The following is a 23506-nucleotide window of genomic DNA, read 5'->3' as shown; positions in this document are numbered from 1 at the left end:
CCGGTCACCAGCGAACCCCGTACGCCTTGTCGTCTTTCACCCTCATCGCCCTCCCCCTACGTCAGGTGCCGGATTCTCCGGGAAGAGTACCGGCGAAGGGCTGCCCCACCTCCGGGACAGCAGACGTCTGGAATGAGCGAGGGACCCTGCAAGCCCCTCATGTGTCACCTGTCCACCTGCATCCTGTCCACCACGCCTCCCCTGATCGCGGTGACCACGCTGGCCAGACATCTGCGCGAGGCAGCACAGTAGTCCTGAGCCGACGGATGGAGCACGGGGCCTCGACTCTGCACGAGCGGCCCCTTCCGAGCTCTCTGAGGCCAGCCGGAGCATCGACGCCTACTGATCCTCCGGGGGTCGGATGGAATAGCTCCACTCATTAGTCAGCTGGAGGGGAGACCGAGTTTGTCGAAGAACGCCCGGTTGCGTTCGGTGGCGGCGTTGACGAGACGGTCGAAGCTCACTACTTCGATGTATGCCTTGCACGGCTCATTGAAACCGAAATAACCCATGCCGTCATGGGTGGGCCGCAGGCCCGCGTATTCGCATCTGTCCACCATCGTCTTCGTGAGGTCCGCGAGGACATAGCAGAAGGCAGGTGCTTCACGCGTCGGGGGGATCGGCCGCCCCAGCGCGGTCTTCACTCCGCCGGCGCGCACACGCTTCACGTACTCCAGGCACTGCTGGATCGGGTCCTTGTCTTCCGAGGCGTCATTGCGCATCGGCCGTTTGACCTCGATCACGACGATGGACGGCAGCGGGAGCGTTCCCCCTTCCGCGGCCAGCACCGGCGAGCCGACGAGCCGAGTCGCGAGCAGGTCGGGCTCCCTCGTCGAATTGGAACCCGTGATCGGCATGCTCTTGAGCGTCTTGTCAGAGGCGAGGTAGTCGTGGAACGCGAGCCTCTCGTCGATGATCCAGAGGTTGGAGGCATCGGTGCCGATCTCGTTCGAGTCGGTCCGCATCGGCATGAGCAGGGAGTGGATCGCGTCCTCCTTGCTATACCTACCCTGGTCGTCGGACCTGATCTGCCTGGCGAGTACGTCGAGGATCGTTCGTCGGCGCGAGACGTAGGCGGCCAGGTCGGACTGGTTGATGTCGGTCACTGTGTTCAAGTACCGGGCGAGCCGTTCGTCGTAGCCCTCCGGTTGGGCGGAGCCTGCTTCGCCCAGGACGGCGTGGCCCTCGGCCAGCGCGAACGCTTCGAGCTTCTGGAGGTTGCTGTGCAGCAGTAGTTCGAGGTCTTGGTCCTTCATGGACGGATCCACGGATACGCCGAGCTGCTCGAGTCGCGACAGGACGGGCCGGTATCTCGGAGCACGGTTGCTGACGAACTCGTGGACCCGGGCCTTGCCCTCCTCGCGTGCTGCGCTGAGCGGCCCGGCGAGGATGCTTTCGACTTCCTTGAGCACGCTCTCCCGGATGTCGTCCATCGACACATCTTCGATCAGTGGGGTGCCCGGCACACGTTCGCTGATGTCGAAGGCCGTACGGTCGGCGCGGACGTGGCTGTCCAGGAAGTCGGAGGACAGGTAGCAGACGTACGTAAACGGGGAGGACTCCGCGTCTTTGAGCCTTCCGTAGAGCCCTGGCACCCTGCTGGTGAGGTTTTCCTCCACCACCACACGGTTCGCAGCACACCAGTACAGCCGTGGCGCGAGATTCCTCGGCGAGGACTTCAGGCGGAGGCTCACCATCTCAAACCTCTCCCCCTTGACCTCGATCGATGTCCTTTGCATGTCGGAGTACACGAAGTCGTGCATGAGGCTATTGAGCGAGACCGCCCCGTCATCGTCTGCCACCGTGATGTCGGGCGCGCCGCCGGGACGCAGGAAGTACCAGATGCAGTGCTCGAATACCTCACGGGCAATGGCCTCGACGGTCTTCAGCGCGCTCTGCTGAAAGGGCCTTTTAAACCCGTCGAGGCTCACGGTCGTGCCGACCTCGGCTGGAGTGTCCGCTTCCCCGTCCGGCTCAACCTCTCCCTGGACGGAGAAGCGGAACTGCCGCCCCTTGAGGCATCCGGCTTCGTCCTCGTAGGCGCTGCGGACCGTGACCCTGTCGAACGCCTTGAGCCAGAGCAGGCGCCCCACACCGCGGCAGCCCATGTCGGCCTTGTGGTCGCTGTCCAGCGTCTCGAACGATGTCATGTTCTCCGGAGTGAAGCCCACTCCGTTGTCCTCGACGCTGAAGCCGACTATGGGCTTCAACGCCGCGCGCCCTGGGCCGACATGGCTGAAGTCGAGTGCTTCCTGCTGGCTGCGCCGGATCCTGATGCTCAGACGACCGGGCTCCATGTCGTCGCCGAACCGGGCGTCGATCGCCTGAATGCCGTTGACCACGGCCTCTAGGAGCGGCAGAAGGGCATGGCTTTTGGGCAGGCTCGTATTCCGGACCCGGCCGGCCAGCGACGTGGTCAGCGCCATCGTCTTCCTCCTCGCTCCAGGCCGCCCACACTAGCGGCCGGGCTGGAGCAAAGCGTGCTGGGCGGCCGAAGTACCGGCGAAGTGACCTGCTCGCCACGGCCCGCCGCTGAACCTGCAGTCTGCCGCCCACGGCTCCGACTGAAGCTGCCAAGTGCCTGGCTTGATGTCCCGCCGGCTCGCAGAACCTAACCTGCCCGGCGATCCGCCTGACACACCATCAGAACGAGCGTCAAATGAGCGTCACGAGCGTCATTTCAGCGTCAAGATATCGCCCGCAACGCCCACACCGCACATAATGCGCACGGGCAAAACCACAGGTCAGGAGCCCTTTGCGGCCGGTTCAAGGATGGCAACGCACTCCACGTGATGCGTCATCGGAAACACCTCAAATTCGAGGACAGCGGTTCGGACTGTCGGCCTCGGCGACCTCCCATGCGCTCCCCTCCACGATCCACCTCACAGCTCAGCTCGTCGCGACCTGACCTTGTCGGCCTTGATGCATCCAGGCGATGACGTCGAACACACGCAGGACGCCGATGTCCTCACCGATACCCGCCTTGTCGCGGAGACAGACCAACTGATCGCGGAAGGCGCCGTTGTCCGCTCGCAGGGCCGCAGCCAGCGTGGCCCAGAAAGAGTGGTCCGCCTTCGGTCGCTCGAACAGCTGCTTGATGCGGATGTCGTAGATGGGGATGAGGTGCGGACGCTTGCGGGCCAGCAATTTGCCTGCGACAACGGGGCCACTACCGTCGGGCTTGCTGGGGTACTGCTTGCTGCCGGCCAGGCGTTCCCACAACTCCCATGCAGGTCCGCCCTCCTCCACGAGCGCATCGCTTCCAGGATTCTCCAAGCGCGCGTCACGAGGGATGAGCGACAGTAGGCGCGCCCAGTGCCCGTCGGGGTCGGTCAGCAGGTTCGTCGCCCCGTGCGGCTTGAGGGAGACACTGAGCGTGGTGATGGCCACCAGGTCGTTGCTCTCGAAGAAGTCCGCGACGTGCTCGGCATCCCCGCCCCCGCCCAGGCGCTCGAAGTGCGCACCGGAATAGAACAGGTCACCGCTTGAGCGTCGCCGGGTGAAGTACTCGACCAGCAGGCGCACAGCCTTCTCGTCGTCCCAGTAGATCTCCGGGATCTTCAGTGCGATCACCGAGCGCCCCAACTCCCCTAGAACCAGTGCTGTGTCGGTGGACGGTACACCAGCTGAGACCATGCGGTGGCTCGGGCGGAATTCGCCGCCAACACGTACGCCTGTGGTGATGATGAACTGGAAGCCGAAGAACGCGCCCAGGAAGAGCAGCGCGGCGAGGTCGGCCCGCACAATCGTGGCCCCGCGGAAGATCCCCAGCCGGACGAGCGGGAGTTCCCGTGCCGCGTGCTACGCACCGGCCGTACGGCACGTGTCGTCACCGCATCCTTGCTCCGCGTCCTGGAAAGCGGAGAGCCGGAGTACAACGGTGCCCCCACTGGACACTGCACGCCGTCGTAGCCCACCGCGCGCAGACGCCCCGCCGGAGCCTTCCGGCGGGCTTCGTCGTCTTACAGGCGGCAATAGAGCACGCGGTCGGCAGATGAGCCGGTCAGACGCTCCGCTCCTGCCATTGAACGGGGGCCGCCGCGCCGTCTCACTCAGAGGCGAGACAAACAACCGGTACGCCGCGTTCACCAAGCAGTGTCCTGAGCGACGAGACCGGATCCGGAGCGGCGGTGATGGCGGTGACCTCCATATCGCTGATCCGGATGGTCGGGAGCCAGCCGTGCACGGGCGGCAACAGATCCGCCAGCGTGTCCCTGAAGGCGCGTTGCCGATGGCGCCCGCCCTCGCCAGGGAAGAACGGCGGCTTTGGCTTGCCGAAGCCGCCGCCGGGTTCCACACCCGGTCAGAGCCTGCGAGCGGGCCAACCATCGAGAGGCGTCGAAGCCGAGCTTCACGCCCGTCGGGTAGCACTCCAGAGTCAGAGCGCGGGCCGCGGTGAAGTGCTGCTTCTCGTCAACCTCCAGGATCTGCTGCTGCCCGTTCTCATAGGTCAGTAGGACGTCCAAGCTCCGCCGCTCACGAGAAGGGGCCTGCTCCGGCAGGACCAGCCCGGTGAGCGCGCCGTAGATCGCCGCGACCGTCTCCCACATGCCGGCGCACTCGATCTGCCCTGGCCGCCGCAACCAGGTCGGACAGCTCTCTGGTTCGATCTCCGCCTTGACCACGTCAGGCAGTAGGCGGGTTATGCCGGCCTGCAATTCCTTCACACCGACTCCCTCCCACCTGATAAACCACCCGAGTTTCTCGTCACACGCCGCGTCGATCAACCGGTCCACGAGGCGACGGCGTTCACTCGAGTTAGCAGGCCACGAGCACGCTGTGTCGCTTGGCGCGGCGACCAGACGGAACTCCATGTGCATCCTCCCCCACGCTCGGCCATCCGCCCAGGATCCCCACCAGAGCCTGGTGGGCTGTGCCGAAGTTCGGCCGTCCGGGGATGGGTCGAAACGCCAGCTTCGGCTTGTTCTGGACAGCGGCTCCGGTACGTCGGCCGGAGGAGAGAATTATGGCCGGGGCAGGAACGACAGCGGGCGGGGGAAGAGTCATGGCAAGGTGGACGGCCAAGGAGGAAGAAGCCGCCGAGTGGGCGGAGCGGCTGTTCAAAAAGACGTGCGCGCCCGGGCGGGTCGTGCCCGAGCCAGCGACGCCGGAAGCGGTCCGTGCAGCCATCGAGCGCTTCGCTGAGCTGCCCACCGAAACAGGTGTGATGCAGGACTTGGCGATCGGGGCCCGACGCGCAGCGAAAGGGGTGTCCACGGATCGTCTGCAGGGACTGTCTGAGGTCGTGCAGAATGCGGAGGACCTCGGAGCGACCGAGGTACGGATTCAGGTACGTGAGGCAACCCTGCTGGTGGCCCACAATGGCAGACCGGTCCTGTTGACGGACGTCATTCCGCTGTCGATGCCGTCGCTGACGAGCAAAGCCGAGGACGCGGAGGCCATCGGGCGTTTCGGCATCGGTCTCATGACGCTCTTCCACCTCTCGTCGACGATCGAGGTGCACAGCGGACACTACCGTCTACGGATCGGCGAATCTGGTCTGAGCCTGGCTCCAGCGCGTGTTCTTCCCCCTGCGCTGGGCGGCGACGAATGGACGGTCTTCCGTGTCCCGCTCACCGAGGAGCCGCTCACCACATCCGACGTGGACGACTGGCTGGCCTCCTGGGGAAACGATGCGCTGCTCTTCCTGCGTCATGTCGCCGCAGTGGTCCTTCTCGACGCCCACGGCCGGACTATGCGGCGACTTGCGCTGCGGCGAGAGGCCGCCGAGCGGTTCAAAGCCGAAGTCGCGGGGCAGAGCGTGTCGGTAGAGGTGGCGGACGTGCGCGATCCCGTTGGCCTGTGCTGGCGGGTCTGCCATGCCGTCGTGGCGTCACCGCCGGGCCTCGAACCTGCGGCGAAGGCCGTCGGGGACACCACTCCCCTGGCCGTGGCCCTTCCGTTGGAACCTGCGGGCACCGCCGCGCCCGTCAGCGAAGCCCGATCCGGGCACGTCCACGTCCGGCTCCCCGTGGCCCCTCTCGCTCTCCCCGTCCGCGTACACGCCGCTTTCGACCCCACTCCGAGCCGGCAAGGACTCCAGGCGACTGCCTGGAACAAGGCGCTCGTTCCGCGCTTGGCAGATCTGTGGGGGGCAGCGGTAACCGAGCAGTTCCGGCTCGCCCCAGCGTCGTCCTGGCCTATGGTGCCTCTGCCACAGAAGACAAGTCGGCAAGGGCAGGACGAGGTCGTCGGCGCACTGGAAGCGGCACTCCTGGAGCGAGCCCGTCTACAGGTCTCTGCGTGTTTGCGAATCGACGTTTCCACTCAGGGACCACAGGCGCTGGAGGACCTGGCCGTTGAAGCCGCTGAACTCACCGGCGTCCTGACCGAGGCTGAGATCGAGCGGCTGACCGAGCACCCAGCCCTTCCATACGCCGCACGGGATTCGGCAGGACGCTACCGCCAAGTCCTGAAGGACTGGTCAGACCACGGTGCAGCCAAGCCGGTGTCGGTCGACGTGTGGGACGCCCTGGAGCTCTTGGGGGACGAGGGCCGCTCCCTGGAAAACGCCATCGAGCTGGCCGCCGTGGGGGTGGCATCCGGGTGGGCAGACCACCGTCTGTCCTCCTTCGCCTGGCTGGCAGACGAGAGGGGCACCCGACACCGGCCCCCCGAATCCGGGGAATTGCGGATCTTCGCCGACCGTCCGGGCAGCCTCGCGGAGAGTCTCGGCTTCGCCCACGTCCTACATCCGGCCTTCCTTGCCGACTCTCCTTCTCCCACCTGCGTACGAAAGTGGCTGGCCAAACGCGATGCTCTGCTGACTGACGGGGACGAGCTCACCGCCCTGCGGCGTCTGGCGAGCTACGGCAAGGTCGGCATGAACGCCCCAACCCTGCAGCTCACCGACGAGCAGCTGCGCGACCTCCAGGACGCCTTCGCCCGGCTCGACGCTCCCGACCGCTCCCGGCTCGGCGGCGACGTGGGCCTGGCCGTCGCGCTCCAAGCCCACAGATATGCGTCCGACGGCAGCCGGCACGAGGTGTGGGAGTCTCCTGCAAAGTCGTACCTGCCAGCGGGCATCGACCGCGTCGACCGCACCGAGAGCTTCGCCCACGCCGCCAGGAACACCCCTGGCCTCACCTGGCTGCGCCGCCGCTACAGCGACGTTCTGCGCGGGACCGGCGCTGGGATGAGCCCTCTCAGCTTCCTCCGGCTGCTGGGAGCCGACACGGCACCCCGGATCCAACTGCACCGCCACCGTGAAGAGCGGCTCAACCGCCGGGAAGTGCCCGTTCACGCGCCGGGCTCGCCGGAGAGCCGGATCGCGAAGATGCATGCGCTCGGCGCCGAGTACACCCTGAACGACCGGGAAACGCCCGATCTCGACGCCGTGGCACACGCGATCGCCGACGAGGCGGATGGAACGGTGCGATGTCAGCGGGCCATCGCCCTCATCCATGTGCTCGGCAGGGCCTGGGCCAAGCGGTACTCGGAACACGAGTCGGTCAAGGCCGCCTATGCCTACCGCTCGTGGAATTTCGTGGACACGGTTCCTGGGTTCTGGCTCTGGCGCCTGAAGGAGATCCCGTGGCTCGACAGCGAGAGCGGGAACCCCACGGCGCCTTCGGTCCTGCGCCGACGGACCGAGGCGACCGCAGTGGTGTACGGCGCGGAGGCGGAGGGGCTCCTGCACCCGGAGATCCAGGCCGCCGTCGGCCGTCGCGTAGACGTGCTCAAGGCCCTCGGCATCGGCGGCGAACCCACCACCGCCGACATCGTGGGCCGGCTGCGCCGGCTGCGAGAGGCGGAACGGGAAGGCGGAAGCCGCGACGCATCCGGTGCCCTGCTGCTCTACCGCGCCCTGGCTGCCAAGACCGTTCCCTCCCGTGCCCCTGCCGGCGACCTGTCCCGCGACGACCTCCGACGTGCCTTCGCCCAAGGTGACGGACTCGTCCTCACCGACGCGGGCTGGAAGACTCCAAGCGCGTGCCTGCGCGGCACACCGCTGTTCGGCCGGCTCCGTGCCTTCGCTCCGCACTTCATCGGCGGGGAGGTGCTGTGGCAAATGCTGGGAGTGCCGGAGCCCAGCGCAGACGACGCGATCGCCGTCATCCGGGAACTCGTGCCGTCCGGTACCGAGGCCAAGCGGAGGGAACCGGACGCGGAGACCCAGACAGTCCTACTCCAGAGCCTGCAATTCCTTGAGGACCTGGCATCCAGCAATCCGGAGGCGCTGAAGGGCAGCCCGCTTCGGCGGCTGCCGCTGTGGACGAGCCGCGGCTGGACGAGCCGTCGTCCTGTGTACGCCGCGGCGGACGAGGCGGTCGCCGCCTTGCTGGGCGCCGCGCTTACCGAAAGCGGGAGCGACGCCGCAGTGTGGCGCCCCGGGGCAGAGATGGAGCACTTCCGTGGGCTCATCCACCGGCTCGGCGTCACCGTCGTCGGCCCCGCCGATACCGCCCCGCACGTGAGCGGGCGCCCCCTCCCTGACCCACACGCCACGGCCCGCCTCGTGGCGGCCGTGGCCCACCTCCGCGAGGATCTCCAGCGCAACGATCCCGGCACGGCGCGCGAACTCGCCGGTAGCTGGGAAGAGCTGGCCGGTCTCCTCGTCTGCGTCGAACCCGGCCTGACGTGCACGGTCACGCTGCCCGGGCAGGCCACTCTGGTCCAATTCCCCGTCGAAACAGCGATCGACACGGGACAGGGCGTCATGTACGTCCGATCTACCTCGGCGCTCGCACGTTTCTCCCACGCCGGCCGGACTCTCGCAGGCCGCTTCCGCGCCCGACGGCGTGAAGTGGCGTGCGCATGGGTCGCAGCCTGGGAACGCGCCGAGGCCGGTCTGTCCGCGATCGACATCACCCGGTCGGAGGACCGCATCAGCGCCCTCAACGAAGCCGCCGACGCGGAAGAGGAACAGCGGCTGGCCGCCTTCCGCGATGAGGTCCACGAACGCCACACCAACGCGCGGGCCAGGACGGCTGGCGACGCCAGGTCCGGAAAGCGCCCCGCCGACGCCCAAGTCCGCCGGGCTGCTTACGCCCCGGCGCAGCTCAAAGAACGACACCTCGTCGACCCCACCGAGCTACGCCCGGTGTTCACGGACTCTGCGATCGTCCCTCAGAACGATCGGTCCCGATCCGACGCCTCAGGATCCGGCTCCTCCGGCAGCTCAGGCCGTCCCTCGCTCTCCCGCCCAAGCTCTAGTTCAGCGGTCCCCCAGCAGCGGAGCGGAGTGAAAATGTTCACCCCGCAAGACCAGGAAGACGCCGCCCTGGCCCTTGTACGGGCAGCTCTGGCACGGGACTCCGAGGAACTGCGGGACCTGCGGGCCCAGCGCGGCGTCGGGGCGGACTCGGTGGACGAGTTGAATCGCTTCTACGAGGTGAAGTCGTTCCTGGGGGCGGAGGAGGATTCCGTCTCCCTGACCCCACACGAGTACGAACGGGCCACCACCGAGGACAACTTCTTTCTCGTCGTAGTGTCCGGGCTGCAGCGCGGAACAGGCGTACCCACGACAGTGCGGATCGTTCTGGACCCGCTGCGAAAGCTGTCGGCCCGCCCCAGCGGAGTGGTCACGCTCACCGGTGTCCGAGGATGCCGGAGCCTTCAGATTCCCTTCGAACAGGCGGACTGACGGCAACGTCGGCCCAGGGAGAGGCGAGGCCGGAGCCTGGCATGCGGCCGAGGATCGCAACATCGGCCTGTGGGCCTACACCGACGTCAACGGCGTGGTGACGGCCCCCCTACGGGGCCGCCGATGGTGAGGCAAACTCCGGACTGAGCCCGAAACGGGACCACCGGCCACTAGGCGGGATCTCCGGGGACGGACTCAGCTCGGTGTGCGCTGGCGTCACTGTGTCGTGCTTTGGATACCGAGGACGTCGTAGAGGTGCTCGCCGTGGGCCCATCGTTTCAATTCCGGGCGCCCCATAAGGATGAGCTGGTGATGCTGGGCGAAGTCGATCGCCGGCTGTGTGAAGCCGTTGAGCGCGATCATGATCGGGAGGTCGGCTCCGTGGTGCGGTCGGGCTGTCCCGTTGAACTTCTGCACGTGGCCTGACCCGACTGGGCTCTGATACTGCTTGCACTGCACGATCAGGAGGCGGTCTTCGTCATCGCGGGCAGTGATGTCCACGCCGAGGTCACCGGCGCCTCCGACCCGCTTGGGACGCTGGAATCCGTCACGGGCCAGGAGATCAGTGCACGCCTGCTCGAAACCCGTCGCGCTCATCGACGAAAGCTGCTTCATCTTGAAGGTCAGCGCGTCCGATTCGATCGCATCGCCAGAGGGAGCGGCGAACGTGTCGTCCGCGTTGGCGTAGGTGTTGGCGCCGAACAGGAATGACAGGATTTTGCCGAGCAGGAGCAGCATGGGCAGTCCGCCGACCACGAAGAGCCCGGTCCACCACGGGTGATCGGCTATCAGACCCCACAAATCTACGGTGATCCACTGGCCGAAGTCCTCGGTGAGCCACTCCCAGAGCATCTTTCCGACGGCCAGCGCGATGACCGCATACAGCAGGAACTTCAGCAGCGGGTCGAGCGACCCGTCCTCGTCGAACACCACACCTCCAGACGTCTTGGGCAGCGATCACGCTCTTTGCCAGTCATGCCGCACGCCTGAATCGGCTCGGGCGGTAGCGCGCGGACAATCCGAGGAGCTCGTGCAGAGCGGCACCGTCCTCGGCCCAGCGCCGTAGCTTTGCCCGGTCGATCCAGTGGACGCCGTGCCGGTCGCCCCACGCCATGGCATCGCGGGTGAAGGCTCCGTTGGTGACGACGACAGCGTGATCGGCTTTGTGGACCGGCCCGGCCGTCCCCTTCACCGCGTACATCACAGCTGAGCCCACCTTCCCGCCGACGCGGGTGTGCTTGGCCTGCACCACGATCCGGCCGCGCTGCGGATGGTCACCGATGACGTCGGCGGCCTGGTCGCCGCCGCCACCCACTCTGCGGGCCGGCCAGCCGTCGCGGACCAGCAGATCCCGCAGGGCGTACTCGAAGCGACGGTCGTCCATGGCGTCGAACTCCGCGAGCGTGATCCACAGAGTGGCCAGCCGCTCCTTCTCCCGACGCCGCATCGTGGTCGCCTGCCTGATCCGCCACGCCGCGCCGACTCCCGTGAGCAGGGCGAGAGCCAGCAGGGCAGGCCAGGCCGCCTTCAGGGTGCCGACCGCCGTGGCCGCCGTCCGCGCCACCAGGACGAGCACAGCCAGGGCGACCACAGCCGCTGCGACCAACTCCGCGGCACCGCGAGGGCGCCGCAGACGTATCCGTCCCATCAGCGGTCGGCCGTCGCGCTGGCCGCCGGCTTCGGATCCGTCGGCGATGTCGTGGCGGTGGACTCACTGAACCCGAACACCTGCCCCCACAGCCACACGCCAGCCAGTGAGCCGGCAATCATCCAACCGCTCATGCGCTTAGCGCTCCTGGGCTTCGGATTGCGACGGATGTGTCCGCGTACCCGGTGGAAGCCGTCCGGCACCTTCGACATGTTTCCCCCTCCCGTCGGTGGGCCGCGGAGCGCGGCTCATCCCAACAAAAGGGTGTAGCAGTGGGCACTGACAGCAGCTGATGGGTCATCACGGCGCTACGCCCCGGTCGAGTCGCCATCAGGCCAGGAGGGCCCACACCGTCAGGCCAATTCACGGGACAGCGAGCCTGAGGCAGCTCAGCTGGGCGAATGCCCCTCTCAGCTCCCAAGCGGTTCACCATGGCCCTTTCCGCCAGCCCTCACGCGGCGCGTGACCATCCGTCTCTCACCTGCGGAAACAGCCCCGGTCACGCCAAGCGGAGCTCTGCCGACGAATGGCGAAAAGCAGCGGAAGCGCACTCACAGCCATAGTGCGCCGGCGCCGCCCCTTCGAACCGTGGTTCTGCGACCATGACCCGGGGGCGTCACGGTCACGTCCGCTGGAGTGGTGTATCGACGGCCACTCGGTGATCTCGGTCTGAGGCTATGCGGTGAGTTCGGTGGGCAGGGCGGTGTCGTCGGTTTCTGACTCGATCGGGTGGAGGCGGGCCTTGGCGAGGAGCTCGCGGCCCATGTAGCGGCGGGCTTCGGTCCACTCGTCGTTCTGCTCGGCCAGGACCGCTCCGACGAGCCGGATAACGGCGGTGCGGTCGGGGAAGATGCCGACCACGTCGGTGCGGCGGCGGATCTCCTTGTTCAGCCGCTCCTGCGGGTTGTTCGACCAGATCTGCCGCCAGATCTCCCGCGGGAAGGCCGTGAAGGCGAGCAGGTCGTGCTGGGCGGCGTCCAAGTGGGCAGCGGCCTTGGGGAACTTGGCCTCCAGCGCGTCCAGGACGTGGGTCATCTGTGCTTGGACCGCTTCGGTGTCGGGCTGTTCGAAGACCGTCCGCAGCAGCGTGGCCACCCAGGGCTGGGCCGACTTCGGGACCTGGGTCAGCAGATTGCGGGCGTAGTGGGTGCGGCAGCGCTGCCAGGCGGCGCCCGGCAGGACCGCGCCGATGGCGTCGACCAGGCCGGCGTGGGCGTCGGAGATGACGAGCTGGACGCCGGACAGGCCGCGGGCGATCAGGGAACGCAGGAAGGCGAGCCAGCCGGCGCCGTCCTCGGCGGTGGCGACGTCGATGCCGAGGATCTCGCGGTGGCCGTCGGCGTTGACGCCGACCGCGATCAGCGCGTGGACGTTGATGATCCGGCCGCCCTCGCGGACCTTCTGCGTCAGGGCGTCGACCCAGACGAACGAGTACGGGCCGGCGTCCAGGGGACGGTTGCGGAAGGCGGCGACCTGCTCGTCCAGGTGTTTGGCCATCGCGCTGACCTGGGACTTCGACAGCTGGGTGACGCCCAGGGACTCGGCGAGTTTCTCGACTCTGCGGGTGGAGACGCCGAGCAGGTAGGCAGTGGCGACCACAGAGATGAGGGCCTGTTCGGCCCGGCGGCGTCGTTCGAGGAGCCAGTGCGGGAAGTAGCTGCCCTGCCTCAGCTTGGGAACGGCGAGTTCGACGGTCCCGGCGCGGGTGTCCCACTCGCGCGGGCGATAGCCGTTGCGGTGGTTGACCCTCTCGTCGCTGACCTGTCCGTATTCGGCGTTGCAGAGGGCGTCGGCCTCCGCCGACATGAGGGCATCGGCGAACGTCTTGACCATCGCGCGCAGCAGGTCCGGACTCGCCGAGGCGAGATTGTCCTCCGCGAGGGCGTGCAGGGGCAGACTGTCGGGTGCGGTCATCGTGCTGATCTCCTTCAAAGACTTGGTCGTCTTGAAAGATCAGCCGGTGGCCGTTCTCATATCCGTGCCCTCACTCCGACGCCGGACCAAACGCCCGGATCAGGTGGGAGCCCGTACACCACTTCCCAGGACGCAACCGATCAGAGCTGTTTTCGCTGGTCAAACCGCATCTGAGCCGTGTACCACCAGCAGACGAAGAATCTGCTGCGCCGAACGCGTACCACGCGCAGGCGCAACGCTGTCGGCGGTCTTGTCCTTGCCCGCAGAGCCGAGCGGCAAAGCCGGGTCGGCCTCTCAGTCAGGTCGCCTACCGCGCAACGGCCCTGAGCCGATCAGCCCCAAGATGTCCGAGTTCAACGGAGCGTAGTCAGCACCAAGTCAGCACGGGAGGGGTGAACACGGGTGATGACGTGGGCTTTTAGTCAGCACCAAACCAGCACGGGAGTCAGCACCGCACCGTCAAATCACCCCGAACCGTGCGTCCTGGACAGCACTCGTTTCGACCATCTTCGAGCCCCTGAACCGCCCTTCCGTGAGCCGGCATGGTGGCCGCACGCATAGGCAAAGCTCGAACTATGTTGCCCCACCACATGTGCGCCTGACCTGCATGTTTCTACCGTGTGCCGACACGTACCCGTCCCCACCGCACACGAGGAAGTGGCGCACATGGCCTCCGGAACCACCGCTCCCCCACCACCCGTGAACCTCAAGCGCATCGTCGCCGCCAGCCTCATCGGCACCACCATCGAGTGGTACGACTTCTTCCTCTACGGGTCGGCCGCCGCGCTGGTCTTCAACGAGCTGTTCTTCCCGGAGTCCGATCCGCTGGTCGGCACGCTGCTGTCCTTCCTGACGTACGCCGTCGGGTTCGCCGCGCGGCCGATCGGCGCGCTGGTGTTCGGCCACTACGGCGACCGGCTCGGGCGCAAGAAGCTGCTGGTGCTGAGCCTGCTGATGATGGGCACCGCGACCTTCGCCATCGGTCTGCTCCCCACGCACGCCACCATCGGCAGCATGGCGCCGATCCTGCTGACCGCGCTGCGCCTTGTGCAGGGCTTCGCGCTCGGCGGTGAGTGGGGCGGCGCCGTGCTGCTGGTGTCGGAGCACGGTGACGCGCGCCGGCGCGGGTTCTGGGCGTCGTGGCCGCAGACCGGCGCGCCGGCCGGGCAGTTGCTGGCGACCGGTGTGCTGGCGCTGCTGACCGCCGTGCTCTCGGAGTCGGCGTTCGGCGCCTGGGGCTGGCGGATCCCGTTCCTGCTGTCCGGTGTGCTGGTGATCGTCGGTCTGTGGATCCGGCTCTCCGTCGACGAGTCGCCGGTGTTCAAGGAGGCGCTGAAGCGTGCCGAGGAGCGCAAGGCGGACGCGCCCGCCGAGCGCATGCCGCTCGTCGCCGTGCTCAAGCACCACTGGCGTGACGTCCTGGTGGCGATGGGCGCGCGGATGGCGGAGAACATCAGCTACTACGTGATCACCGCGTTCATCCTGGTGTACGCCACCACCTCGGCCGGGGTGTCCAAGCAGACCGCCCTCAACGCCGTCCTCATCGCCTCCGCGCTGCACTTCGCCGTCATCCCCGCCTGGGGCGCCCTGTCCGACCGGTGGGGCCGTCGGCCCGTGTATCTCATCGGCGCGGTCGGCGTGGGCCTGTGGATGTTCCCGTTCTTCGCGCTCATCGACACCGGGGGCTTCGGCGCCCTGCTGCTCGCGGTGACCGTGGGTCTCGTCATGCACGGGGCGATGTACGCGCCGCAGGCGGCCTTCTTCTCCGAGATGTTCGCGACCCGGATGCGCTACTCCGGCGCCTCCATCGGCGCCCAGTTCGCCTCCGTCGCGGCCGGCGCCCCCGCCCCGCTGATCGCCACCGCGCTGCTGTCGAGCTACGGCACCTCCACCCCGATCGCCCTCTACGTCATCGCCGCGAGCCTCCTGACGGTCGTCGCGATCCTGGCGGCCAAGGAGACCCGGCACCGGGACCTCACCGAGGTCTCCCCGGAGACGGAGGAGGGGGCGCGCACCCCCGTCTCGGTCGACAAGACCGAGGACGCGCGCGCCCTCTGATCCCCGCCCGCACCCGCTCGCACAGGCCCGGCCCCCGTGTCCGCCCCTTGGGCGGCGCGGGGGTCAGTGCTGTGCGGAAGACGGCGGCTGCGTGACGCCGGACAAGCGGTGCAGGCGCAGGGCCAGCTGTATCTCCAGGGCGCGCTCCGGGCTCTGCCAGTCGTCACCCAGGAGCCGGCCGACCCGGTCGAGGCGCTGCGCCACCGTGTTGACGTGGACGTGCAGCTCGTCCTTGGTGCGGGCCGGGCTCATCCCGCACGCGAAGTAGGCGTCCAGCGTGCGCAGCAGCTCGGTCCCGCGCCGCTCGTCGTACGCCACGACCCGGCCGATGGTGCGGTCGACGAAGCCGGCGATGTCCCGCTCCCCCGCGAGCAGCAGCCCGAGGAAGCCGAAGTCCTCGGCGGCGGAGCCGTCGCCCGCGCGGCCGAGCAGCCGCAGCGTGTCGAGGCAGCGCCGGGCCTCCGCGTACGCCGAGGCGACCGTCTCGGGGCCGGCGAGGAGCCGGCCGACCGGGGCGGACGCGCCGACCGTGACCGGTTCGTGGACGGCGGTGCCCAGCTCGCGGGCGGTGCGGCGGGCCAGGTCGGTGGCCGTGTCCCCGGGGGCCAGCGGCAGCAGCAGGACCGTGCCGCCGTCACGGGCGGCGGCCAGGCCGTGCCGGGTCGCGGCGAGGTGGGAGGCGGCGGCCCACAGGCGCCGGCGGGCGTCGGCCTCCTGGTCGGCGTCGGCGGTGCCGCCCTCCAGCCGGGCGGCCAGCACCGCGTGCGTGGCGTCGAGGTCGGCGCGCAGCCGGGTGGCCCGGTCGCGCAGCAGACGGGGGTCGCGGTCGCGGGCGTCGAGCAGGTCGTCGAGCAGCTCCCCGCGGACGCGCTGCTCGGCCTCGGCGGCGGAACGGCGTGCGAGAAGCAGCAGCGAGGTGACCATCGCGGCGCGCTCCAGGGTGCGCTGGTCGACCGGGTCGAGGCCCGGGTGGCCGCGGAGCACGAGCGCGCCGAGCAGTTCGTCCCCGGCGGCGACCGCGGCGATCCAGTCGTCCCCGTGCCGCACGGCGTGGCCCTCGGCGCGGGAGGATTCCAGGGCGCGGGCGGGCGCCGCCGGGGCCTCGGTGAACTCGACGGTGCCGTCCAGCACCTCGGAGACGGCGGCGGCCACGTCGTGCACCCCGCCGCCGCGCAGGACCAGCTCGGCGAGCCGGTCGTGCACGTCGGAGGCGCGCTCGATGACGGCGCTGCGGTCCTGGATGATCTCGTTGGCCCGCTCCAGGCCGCTCAGCGCCTCGCGGGTCTCGGCGAGCAGGTTGGCCGTGTCGATGGCGGCCGCGGCGAGCGCGGCGAAGGAGCCGAGCAGGGCTATCTGCTCCCTCTCGAACACGCGGGAGCGGCGGTCGGCGGCGAACAGCACCCCGATGACATGGTCCCCGAGCGTCAGGGGCACCCCGAGGATCGCGACGAGCCCCTCGTCGCGCACCCCGCTGTCGATGGAGTGGGTGTGCTGGAAGCGGCCGTCGCGGAAGTAGTCGTCCGTGACGTACGGCCGGGCGGTCTGGGCGACGAGGCCGCCGAGGCCCTCGCCCATGCCGAGGCGGAGCTGCTGGAAGCGGGCCGCGACCGAGCCCTCGGTGACCCGCATGTAGGTGTCGCCGCGCTCCGGGTCGTTCAGGCTGAGGTAGGCGACGTCGGTGCCGAGCAGGGAGCGGGCGCGCTGCACGATCGCGCGCAGGACGGCGTCCAGGTCGCGCAGCCCGGCGAGGTCGTGCGCGGTCTCGAACAGGGCGGACAGCTCCGCCTCCCTGCGGCGGCGCCCCTCTATCTCGGAGCGCACGCGCAGGGCGAGCAGCTTGGCCCGCTCCAGGGCCGCGACCCGCTCGGCGGGGCGGCCCTCGGCGCGGGCCAGCAGCACCGGCTGCTCGTACGCCTCGGCGGGGGCGCCGCGGGCGAGCAGTTCCAGGAACGGCGCCTCGGCGCCGTCGGCGGCGGGCCGGCCGGCGTCGGCGCGGGTCCGGTCCGGCGCACCGGCGGCGGAGGCGGACCGTTCGGCGGACTGCAGATGATCGCGGGGCATGGGTCTCAGGATTCCTCATCCGGCGGCCGCCCCGTCAGCCCTGTGGAAAACTCCGCCGGCCGACGGCCGGCCGCGGTCGGTGTCAGGTCCGTGCCTGTCCGGACGCGTCCGTCCTAGTGCGCGGTCCAGCCGCCGTCGAGGATCAGCGAGGTGCCGGTGACGAAGGACGCCGCGGGGCCGCACAGGTAGGCCACCGCCTGGGCGACCTCCTCCGGTTCGATCAGACGCTTGACCGCGCTGTCCTGGAGGAGCACCTCGGTCACCACGCGCTCCTCGGGGATGCCGTGGGCGCGGGCCTGGTCGGCGATCTGCTTCTCGACCAGTGCGGTGCGCACATAGCCGGGGTTCACACAGTTCGAGGTGACCCCGTGGGGCGCGCCCTCCAGGGCGGTGGTCTTGGACAGACCCTCAAGGCCGTGCTTGGCGGCCACGTACGCGGACTTGTAGGCGGAGGCGCGCAGGCCGTGCACGGAGGAGATGTTGACGACGCGGCCCCAGCCCTGCCCGTACATGTGCGGCAGGGCACCCCGGATGAGGCGGAAGGGGGCCTCCAGCATCACGGTGAGGACCGTGTGGAAGACGTCCGGCGGGAACTCCTCGATGGGCCGCACCAGCTGGAGCCCCGCATTGTTGACCAGGACGTCCGTCCCGGCGGCGGCGGCCTCGGCGGCGTCCAGGTCGGTGAGGTCCACAACGTGCGGCTCGACGGAGCCGCCCAGCTCCGCGGCCGCCGCAGCGAGCGCCTCCAGCCCTTCGGCGTCCCGGTCGACAGCTCTGACCTTCGCGCCGGCGGCCGCGAGACGCAGCGCGCAGGCGCGGCCGATGCCGCCGGCGGCGCCGGTGACGAGCGCGGTGCGGCCGCCGAGGTCGAGGGGGGTGTCGTGGGGAGCCGGGAGGGCACTGGGCGCGGTCATGGGGTTGACCCTAGGCAGCACACCCCGGTCGACCCATGTGGTCGCGCCCCACAGTTCAGCCGTTTCCAGTGGGGTCGAGCCATGTGGGTGCGGGCTCGAACCAAGTGGGTGCGTCGGTGAGGGCCTGCTTGATGCGGAAGCTCGCGAACTCGTGCAGCTCGGGCAGCGCGTCCACCGCGAACCAGGCGACGTCCAGCGACTCGTCGTCGTTCACCCGCGCCTCGCCGCCCACCGCGCGGCAGCGGAAGGTGATGTCCATGTACTGACAGATGTCGCCGTTGCCGTACGTCACCGGCTGCAGGGCCTGCACCAGCACCACCCGCTCCACCGCGCAGCGCACGGCGGTCTCCTCCTCGACCTCCCGCACCGCGCAGGCCGCGGGCTGCTCCCCCGGGTCGGGGATGCCGCCGATCACCGACCACTTGCGGGTGTCCGCCCGGCGGTTGAGCAGCACGCGGCCCTCGTCGTCGAAGACGAGGGCCGTGACGCCTGGCAGCCACAGCAGCTGGTGGCCGGCCGAGGCGCGCAGGGTGCGGATGAAGTCAGGAGTAGCCATGCCCCGACCCTAACCGGCGCCCGTGGCGCATCCGGGCACGTCGAGGGGCGTTCCCCTGCTGTTCCCCGGTCCTCCGGCCCCTACTGCTCGCCGCTGCGCCGGGCGCGTACCGCGGCGGTCAGGCCCCAGCCGAGGCCGCCAGCGGCGAGGAGGACGAGGAGCCCCTCCGGGAGGGTGCCGAGGCGGGTCGCGGGGGTCTGCGAGGTGCGCAGCGGCACCTCCTGCACCAGGTGGCCGGCCACGAACATGCCGGTCTTCTGCGTGATCTTCCCGTCCGGCATGATGACGGCGCTGACGCCGCTGGTGACCGGCACGGTGACCGCGCGGCTGTGCTCGACGGCGCGGACCCGGGACATGGCGAGCTGCTGGTAGGTCATCTCGCTGCGTCCGAAGGTCGCGTTGTTGCTCGGGACGGAGATCATCTTGGCTCCGTCGGTGACGGTGTCGCGCACGGCCCAGTCGAAGGCGGCCTCGTAGCAGGTGACCAGGCCGACGGCGGCTCCGTCCCGGTCGAAGACGCCCGGCTCGGAGCCGCGGCTGAAGTCCTGGCGGACCATCGAGGTCCACTCCTCGTTGATCGCGCCGACCAGGGAGCGCAGCGGGAGGTACTCGCCGAACGGCTGGATCTGCCGCTTGTCGTACACGTCGACGGGGCCCTTCACCGGGTCCCAGAGGATCTGCTCGTTGAGCAGCTTCCCGTCCCGGGAGACCACCGCGCCGACCGAGATGGGCGCGCCGACGGCCTTCGCGGCGCGGTCGACCACCTCGCGCGCGTCGTCGTTGGCGAAGGGGTCGATGTCGGAGGAGTTCTCCGGCCACAGCACGATGTCCGGCCGCTCGACGCGGCCCGCCGCGACCTCGGCGGCCAGCCGCTCCGTCTCGCGCGCGTGGTAGTCGAGGACGGCCCGGCGCTGGGAGTTGAAGTCGAGGCCGAGGCGGGGCACGTTGCCCTGGATCACCGCGACGGTGACCGTGCCGCTCTCGGCCTTGTCGCCGACCAGGGTGCGCGCGGCGAACGCCCCGGCCACCGGCACGGCGACGCTCAGTACGCCGACGACCGCGGCGGCCTTGAGCAGGCCGTCCGTGCGCCGCGCCGTCACGGCGAGCCGCACCAGCTCGTACAGGCCGAAGCCGCACAGCACCACGGCGAAGCCGAGCACCGGGGTGCCGCCGAGCGCCGCGAGCGGAAGGAACACGCCGTCCGCCTGACCGAAGGCGACCTTGCCCCAGGGGAAGCCGCTGAACGGCACGCGCGCGCGTGCCGCCTCGCCGGCGATCCACAGCGCCGCCGCCCACACCGGCCACCCGGGCAGCCGCGACACCAGGGTGACGCCCGCGCCGACCAGCGCGACGTACACCGCCTCGATCACCACCAGCGCCAGCCACGGGCCGGGGCCGACCTCCACACCGGTCCACACCAGCAACGGCAGCAGGAAGCCCAGGCCGAAGAGGTAGCCGAGGCCCAGGCCCGCCTTCCAGCTCCGGCCGCGCAGCACCCAGCCGAGGACGGCGAAGGCGGGCAGGGCCAGCCACCACAGGGTGCGCGGCGGGAAGCTGACGTAGAGGAGGAGGCCCGCGAGCGCGGCGGCGCCGGCCGGGAGGAGGCGCGCGCGCCACTTCTGCCAGGCCGAGGGCGTGGTCCGCGGCGGCATGGGGTCCGACGCGCCGACGGAGGTTGCGGTGACGGTCACCCGGGGAGTCTACGGCGCGTGACCTGGGGCCGGACGGCACGGTCGTACGGCGCCGGGGCGGCGGGACGGCGCCCCGCCCCCGGTGTCCGGCATCGTTTCCCCGCGGGCCGTCACCGGGCATCCCCAAACGGGCCACCAGCCGTTACCGTGTGCCGGTGCCTTGTCCGCGCGGCCCGACGGGGGGTCGGCGGGCGGGGACCGTCACAGGGGTCGGGGGCACGACGTGGGCGGGGTGCGGGGTGGGTTCAGGTTCGACGGACAGGGCGTCCGCCGCTGCGGACGCGGACGGCGAGAGACGGACGGGGCCGGACGCGGCGGGTGTGGTGGTGCTGGGCGCGTGCGCGGCCTGGCCGCTGATCACCGCGGCGGCCCGTGACGGCCGTCCGGAGGGGATGCTGCTCGCGGTGCTGGCCGTCGCCGCGGGGTACGCGGCGGGCCGCATCGGCGGGGCGCTGCTGCCGGTGGCCGCGCCCTGTGCGGGCGCGCTGGCCGGGATCGGGCTGACGGCCTGGGTGCCGCATCTGGCGCCGGGCCCGCAGATCACCGCTCCGCTCGGGCACGCCGGGGCGACGACCGCCGTGGTGATCCTGTCGGCGGGCGCCGCCTGCTGCGCGGCCTGGGCGGCCTCCGGGCCCGCGGTGCGGTCGGCGATGCGGCTGCTCGCGGCGGGCATCGCGGTGACGGCGGCGGTGCTGGGCTCGGTCACGGGGTGCGTGGCCGCGACGGTGGTGCTGGCGGGCTCGCTGGCCGCCGGCCGGGTACGCCGCCGGGGCGTCGCCCTCGTCGGGCTGGGCGTGATCACCGCCGGGGTGGCCGGGCTGACCTGGGCCGTCGCCGGGAGCGCGGTGCCGGAAGGTTTCGCCGCGTCGCTGGAAGGGCGGCTCACCCCGCACCGGGTGGCGTTGTGGCACGACGCGCTCGACCTGGCCCGCACGCACGCGGGCCTGGGCGTGGGACCGGGGCGCTTCGGCGAGCTCAGCGCGGCGTCGCTCGGGTCGCCGATGTCCGACGGCAAGCCGCACTCCGCTCCGCTCCAGCTCGCTGCGGAACAGGGCGTCGTCGGGGTGCTGCTGCTGGCGGCGGCGTTCGGCTGGCTGCTGTACGCCCTGTGGCGCAGCCCGCGCCCGACACCGTTGGTACTGACGGCGGCCGTCGCTCTTACGGCGCTGGCGACGGTCGCCACGGTGGGCAACGCCCTCAGCTTCACGGCGGTAGCAGTGGGCACGGGCTACCTGGCGGGCCTCGCCACGTCCCGGCCGTACGCCCTGGACACGGCGCGCCGCGCGGGGGAGGTACGGGGAGGGGCCGTTCGGTGAAGTCCGGATCGTGACTCGCTCACGAGCCGCAGCGGTACGGGGACGACGTGTCCCCCGTGACTCATGTCCCGCGCCCCAGCTGCCGTGGTGCCGGGACCGGGCATGCGCCCCGGACTGCGACCTCACCCGCGCGGACCGCGAACACCGTCCCGCCGCGTGATGCGTGCCCGCGCCTGCTGACAGCCGATGCGTGCCCCGGCCCCGACCGCCGCCCGGCGGGCCACTCGGCTGGCAGCGCCGGGTGGCAGCGCCCCACGAGCTGCCCGGGACGCGCGTACGACGACCAGCGCCGCGTCCCAGCGCAGGGGGCGACTCACGCCCAGCCGGTCCGAAGGCTGCCGCGCGCCGAAGCGCGCCGCTCAGACCTTGTCCGTCCGCCCCAGCCGCAACCGGTCGCGGATCACGCGGACCGCCGCCTCCGCGTCGTCCACCGTCACCGTGAAGGTGTGACCGTCCGCGAGGCGGAGGACGAGCCCCTCGCCGCGGCGGACGACGACGGCCGTGCCCTTCTCGGGGCGCCAGCGGTAGCCCCAGCCGCCCCAGTGGCGGGGCGTGACGTGGGGGACGAAGTCGGCGCCGGCGACGTGGGACAGCGGGATGCGGCGGCGCGGCACGCCGATGTGGCCGCAGCGCACTTCGAGGTGGTCCGCGTCGACCTTCAGCGCGACGTGTACGAAGGCGAGGGTGCCGAACAGCACCAGGAGGCCGGCCGCGATGCAGCCGACGACGGCCATGGCGAGCGGCGCGACCCCGGACGTCCACGCGGAGTCGACGGCCAGACCGATGCCGAGCGCCATGCAGGCGGCACCGATCAGCGCCAGCAGCCACTGGAAGCGGGCGGTCGCGCGACCGGTCCAGACCTCGGAGTACGGGCCGTGCTCGCCTGAGCGGTGGTCCCTCATGCCTCGAGGTTACTCAGGTTCCGCTGTGCCGGTACCGCGTCGCGGGGCGTTACTGGGCCGTCCGGGCGGGGACGGCCGCCTGGAGGAGTCCGCCCTCCGGATAGGTGAGGGCGGCCTCGGGCAGTGCGCCCGGGCGTCCGCTGAGCAGCACGGTCAGCGTGCCGGTGGCGGGGGCGTCGGGGGCGGGCTGCTCGCCGAGCCGCCGCAGGGCCTGGGCGGCCACCGCGCCGGCGGAGCCGTGCAGGGCGAGCGGCTGCGGTCCGGGGCTGGGCACGGCGGCGCGGATGCGGTCGGCGACCAGCTCGTAGTGGGTGCAGCCGAGGACCACGGTGGTGACGTCGTGCGGGGTGAGCGCGGCGGCCGCGGCGACGGCATCGTCGATCGCGGCGTCGTCCGCGCGCTCCACGGCCTCGGCCAGTCCCCAGCAGGGCACCTCGGTGACGGTGACGTCCGCGGCGAACCGCTTGATCAGGTCGCTCTGGTAGGGGCTGCCCGTGGTGGCGGGGGTGGCCCAGATGGCGAGCGGGCCGCCGCCGGCCGCGGCCGGTTTGATGGCGGGGACGGTGCCGACTACCGGCAGGTCGGGCTCGTGGCGGGAGCGCAGGGCGGTGAGGGCGTGCACGGTGGCCGTGTTGCAGCCGACGATCAGGGCGTCGGGCCGGTGCACGGCGGCCGCCTCGGCGACGGCCAGGGCGCGCCGGGTGAGGTCGGCGGGCGTCCTCGGTCCCCAGGGCATGCCGTCGGGGTCGAGGGAGAGCACCAGATCGGCGTCGGGGCGCAGTCGCCGTACCGCGGCGGTGGCCGCCAGCAGTCCGATTCCGGAGTCCATGAGCGCGATCTTCACCCGGCCACGATAGACG

The 23506-nt window shown here is 70.4% G+C and carries 16 protein-coding genes; 3 read left to right on the top strand and 13 right to left on the bottom strand.

All coding sequences use genetic code 11. From position 1 onward, the window contains the following. Positions 1–383: 383 nt before the first annotated feature. The 3 genes from ACQY0Z_RS20425 to ACQY0Z_RS20415 all read right to left on the bottom strand — a co-directional run bounded on the left by ACQY0Z_RS20425 (position 384) and on the right by ACQY0Z_RS20415 (position 4667). Positions 384–2426, bottom strand: a complete 2043-nt coding sequence (locus tag ACQY0Z_RS20425) for an ATP-binding protein (protein ID WP_385249404.1) — start codon at positions 2424–2426, stop codon at positions 384–386. A gap of 463 nt (positions 2427–2889) precedes the next feature. Next, positions 2890–3744, bottom strand: coding sequence for a DUF6308 family protein (locus ACQY0Z_RS20420; RefSeq protein WP_439812625.1), 855 nt, complete (start codon positions 3742–3744; stop codon positions 2890–2892). A 341-nt stretch (positions 3745–4085) separates the two neighbouring features. Further along, a complete protein-coding gene (locus tag ACQY0Z_RS20415; protein ID WP_439812624.1) occupies positions 4086–4667 on the bottom strand; it encodes a hypothetical protein in 582 nt (193 codons plus the stop codon). 338 nt (positions 4668–5005) lie between these two features. On the opposite strand from ACQY0Z_RS20415, the gene ACQY0Z_RS20410 reads away from it, so the two are divergent. Beyond that, complete coding sequence (locus ACQY0Z_RS20410; protein WP_439812623.1) at positions 5006–9586, top strand: sacsin N-terminal ATP-binding-like domain-containing protein; 4581 nt, start codon at positions 5006–5008, stop codon at positions 9584–9586. Between the two features lie 216 nt (positions 9587–9802). Here ACQY0Z_RS20410 and ACQY0Z_RS20405 read toward each other — a convergent pair whose 3' ends face one another. The 4 genes from ACQY0Z_RS20405 to ACQY0Z_RS20390 all read right to left on the bottom strand — a co-directional run bounded on the left by ACQY0Z_RS20405 (position 9803) and on the right by ACQY0Z_RS20390 (position 13148). After that, positions 9803–10516 carry a restriction endonuclease gene (locus ACQY0Z_RS20405; RefSeq protein ID WP_016325588.1) on the bottom strand — a complete coding sequence of 238 codons (714 nt, stop codon included), beginning with the start codon at positions 10514–10516 and terminating at the stop codon, positions 9803–9805. A gap of 43 nt (positions 10517–10559) precedes the next feature. Next, positions 10560–11234, bottom strand: a complete 675-nt coding sequence (locus ACQY0Z_RS20400; RefSeq protein ID WP_439812622.1) for a restriction endonuclease — start codon at positions 11232–11234, stop codon at positions 10560–10562. Further along, positions 11234–11446: a hypothetical protein gene (locus ACQY0Z_RS20395; RefSeq protein ID WP_439812621.1), complete on the bottom strand. Its 213-nt coding sequence runs from the start codon at positions 11444–11446 to the stop codon at positions 11234–11236. Before ACQY0Z_RS20395 ends, ACQY0Z_RS20400 begins: the two co-directional genes overlap by 1 nt. 463 nt (positions 11447–11909) lie before the next feature. Next, positions 11910–13148, bottom strand: a complete 1239-nt coding sequence (locus ACQY0Z_RS20390; RefSeq protein WP_254587239.1) for an IS256 family transposase — start codon at positions 13146–13148, stop codon at positions 11910–11912. Positions 13149–13814: 666 nt separating this feature from the next. Between ACQY0Z_RS20390 and ACQY0Z_RS20385 the strand changes: the two genes are divergently transcribed. Next, entirely contained in the window at positions 13815–15206 is a 1392-nt protein-coding gene (locus ACQY0Z_RS20385) for an MFS transporter (RefSeq protein WP_254586636.1), read from the top strand. A gap of 63 nt (positions 15207–15269) precedes the next feature. Here ACQY0Z_RS20385 and ACQY0Z_RS20380 read toward each other — a convergent pair whose 3' ends face one another. The 4 genes from ACQY0Z_RS20380 to lnt form a co-directional block, all read right to left on the bottom strand. Beyond that, positions 15270–17267, bottom strand: a complete 1998-nt coding sequence (locus ACQY0Z_RS20380; protein WP_381727337.1) for a helix-turn-helix domain-containing protein — start codon at positions 17265–17267, stop codon at positions 15270–15272. Positions 17268–17380: 113 nt separating this feature from the next. Then, entirely contained in the window at positions 17381–18181 is an 801-nt protein-coding gene (locus ACQY0Z_RS20375) for a 3-hydroxybutyrate dehydrogenase (protein ID WP_189906957.1), read from the bottom strand. 55 nt (positions 18182–18236) lie between these two features. Further along, positions 18237–18737, bottom strand: coding sequence for an NUDIX hydrolase (locus ACQY0Z_RS20370; protein ID WP_189906959.1), 501 nt, complete (start codon positions 18735–18737; stop codon positions 18237–18239). Positions 18738–18817: 80 nt separating this feature from the next. Then, positions 18818–20428: an apolipoprotein N-acyltransferase gene (gene lnt, locus ACQY0Z_RS20365; protein ID WP_439812620.1), complete on the bottom strand. Its 1611-nt coding sequence runs from the start codon at positions 20426–20428 to the stop codon at positions 18818–18820. A 320-nt stretch (positions 20429–20748) separates the two neighbouring features. Here lnt and ACQY0Z_RS20360 point away from each other — a divergent pair, with 320 nt between their 5' ends. Further along, a complete protein-coding gene (locus tag ACQY0Z_RS20360; RefSeq protein WP_337662824.1) occupies positions 20749–21744 on the top strand; it encodes an O-antigen ligase family protein in 996 nt (331 codons plus the stop codon). A gap of 359 nt (positions 21745–22103) precedes the next feature. Here ACQY0Z_RS20360 and ACQY0Z_RS20355 read toward each other — a convergent pair whose 3' ends face one another. Then, the gene (locus ACQY0Z_RS20355) at positions 22104–22646 is read right to left on the bottom strand and encodes a hypothetical protein (protein ID WP_254588651.1); all 543 of its coding nucleotides are present in this window, start codon (positions 22644–22646) and stop codon (positions 22104–22106) included. Positions 22647–22695: 49 nt separating this feature from the next. Continuing rightward, positions 22696–23490 (bottom strand): aspartate/glutamate racemase family protein, encoded by a 795-nt coding sequence (locus ACQY0Z_RS20350; RefSeq protein WP_189905804.1) that lies wholly within the window; start codon positions 23488–23490, stop codon positions 22696–22698. Positions 23491–23506 lie beyond the last annotated feature (16 nt).

Origin of the sequence: Streptomyces sp. P9-2 (assembly GCF_051903975.1) — a bacterium.
Lineage (GTDB): Bacteria > Actinomycetota > Actinomycetes > Streptomycetales > Streptomycetaceae > Streptomyces > Streptomyces cellulosae.
Note: the sequence above shows the minus strand (reverse complement) of the source record. Positions and strands in the feature narration are given on the sequence as shown.

Excerpts from the sequence above, each read along its gene's own strand:
- ACQY0Z_RS20425 (WP_385249404.1), bottom strand. The coding sequence starts at position 2,426 with ATGGCGCTGACCACGTCGCTGGCCGGCCGGGTCCGGAATACGAGCCTG.
- ACQY0Z_RS20410 (WP_439812623.1), top strand. The coding sequence starts at position 5,006 with ATGGCAAGGTGGACGGCCAAGGAGGAAGAAGCCGCCGAGTGGGCGGAG.
- ACQY0Z_RS20355 (WP_254588651.1), bottom strand. The coding sequence starts at position 22,646 with ATGAGGGACCACCGCTCAGGCGAGCACGGCCCGTACTCCGAGGTCTGG.
- ACQY0Z_RS20390 (WP_254587239.1), bottom strand. The coding sequence starts at position 13,148 with ATGACCGCACCCGACAGTCTGCCCCTGCACGCCCTCGCGGAGGACAAT.
- ACQY0Z_RS20395 (WP_439812621.1), bottom strand. The coding sequence starts at position 11,446 with ATGTCGAAGGTGCCGGACGGCTTCCACCGGGTACGCGGACACATCCGT.
- ACQY0Z_RS20385 (WP_254586636.1), top strand. The coding sequence starts at position 13,815 with ATGGCCTCCGGAACCACCGCTCCCCCACCACCCGTGAACCTCAAGCGC.
- ACQY0Z_RS20375 (WP_189906957.1), bottom strand. The coding sequence starts at position 18,181 with ATGACCGCGCCCAGTGCCCTCCCGGCTCCCCACGACACCCCCCTCGAC.
- ACQY0Z_RS20380 (WP_381727337.1), bottom strand. The coding sequence starts at position 17,267 with ATGCCCCGCGATCATCTGCAGTCCGCCGAACGGTCCGCCTCCGCCGCC.
- ACQY0Z_RS20370 (WP_189906959.1), bottom strand. The coding sequence starts at position 18,737 with ATGGCTACTCCTGACTTCATCCGCACCCTGCGCGCCTCGGCCGGCCAC.
- ACQY0Z_RS20400 (WP_439812622.1), bottom strand. The coding sequence starts at position 11,234 with ATGGGACGGATACGTCTGCGGCGCCCTCGCGGTGCCGCGGAGTTGGTC.